We start from the raw sequence: 1,436 nt of genomic DNA, 5'->3' as shown, positions 1-1,436 counted from the left end.
CAATGCCGGTGACTTAGGTGGTTGTGTCTCGTTGTTGTTCGTGTGGCGAGGGCGGGGCAGGCCAGGACGCCTGCGGGTGAGCGGTTGTCGGACCGGATCGCGGTCGGGGTGCTGACGCAGGCGTTTCCGCCTCATCTGGTGGATGAGGTGATCGCCGGGACCGGCCGCGTTGAGCAGCGCAACCGTCTGCTGCCGGCGCGGGTGGTGGTCTACTTCATCCTCGCGATGTGCCTGTTCTTCGGGCAGGGATATGAAGAGGTTGCCCGGCTGCTGGGCGAGGGGCTGGGCGAGGGACGGCGGTCGTGGCGGGTGCCGACGACCGCTGCGATCGGCCGGGCGCGTCGGCGTCTGGGCGTGGAGCCGGTCAAGGCGCTGTTCGCCAGGGTGTGCCGGCCTGTGGCGGTGCCGGAGACGGCCGGTGCCTGGTATCGGCATTGGCGTGTGGTCGCGGTGGACGGCACGACCTTGGATATCGCGGATACCGCGGCCAACGAGGAGTTCTTCGGCCGCCATGCCTCCGGCCGCGGAACAAGCGCGTTCCCGCAGGCCCGGGTGGTAGCCCTGGCCGAATGCGGCACCCACGCAGTCTTCGGCGCTGCCGTCGGCCCGCTCTCGGCGAGCGAACAGAGCCTGTCCCGGAAGCTGTTCACCCAGCTCGGGGAAGGGATGCTCCTGCTCGCCGACCGGGGCTTTTACGGCTTCGAATTGTGGCAGGCCGCCCGCGCCACCGGCGCCGACCAGCTGTGGCGGGTGCGTTCCAGTGCGGCCCTGCCGGTGGTGAAGACCCTGGCTGACGGCTCCTACCTCAGCACCGTCCACGCGGAGGCGGACCGCAAGCGGCGCCGTAATCCGGTGCCGGTGCGGGTCATCGAGTACACCCTGGCCGCCGGCGAGGACGCCACCGTCTACCGGCTGCTGACCACGATCCTCGACCCGGACGCGGCCCCGGCCGCCGGCCTCGCCGCGCTCTACGTCCAGCGGTGGGAGATCGAGACCACCCTGGACGAGATCAAGACCCACCAGCGCGGCCCCCGGCTCGTCCTGCGCTCGAAGTATCCCTGGGGCGTGGAGCAGGAGATCTACGGATTCCTCCTGGTCCACCATGCCATCCGGCAGCTGATGCACCAGGCCGCCCTCCGTCAGGGCCTGGATCCCGACCGGATCTCCTTCATCCGCAGCCTGCGTGTCGTGCGCCGCCAGGTCCCCGCCCAGGCGGCGCTTTCCCCCCGGCAGACTCGCCCGGGCACTGGCCCGCACCCGGGCTGAGATCACCGAACGCCTCTTACCCCAGCGGCGTCAACGGACCAGTCCCCGCGTCATCAAACGCAAGATGTCCAACTGGCCCCTCAAACGAGCCGAACACCGCAACCTGCCGCCACCAGCCACGGCAGTCCTCACGATCTCCAGACCACACACCACCTAAGTCACCGGCATTG

The 1,436-nt window shown here is 69.6% G+C and carries 1 protein-coding gene; it reads left to right on the top strand.

Annotated elements, in window-relative coordinates; translation table 11 throughout:
• Nucleotides 1–42: 42 nt before the first annotated feature.
• Nucleotides 43–1,266, top strand: coding sequence for an IS4 family transposase (locus ACH4ZX_RS40310; RefSeq protein WP_398283914.1), 1,224 nt, complete (start codon nt 43–45; stop codon nt 1,264–1,266).
• Nucleotides 1,267–1,436 lie beyond the last annotated feature (170 nt).

This window comes from Streptomyces sp. NPDC020490, assembly GCF_044335305.1.
Lineage (GTDB): Bacteria > Actinomycetota > Actinomycetes > Streptomycetales > Streptomycetaceae > Streptomyces.
Note: the sequence above shows the minus strand (reverse complement) of the source record. Positions and strands in the feature narration are given on the sequence as shown.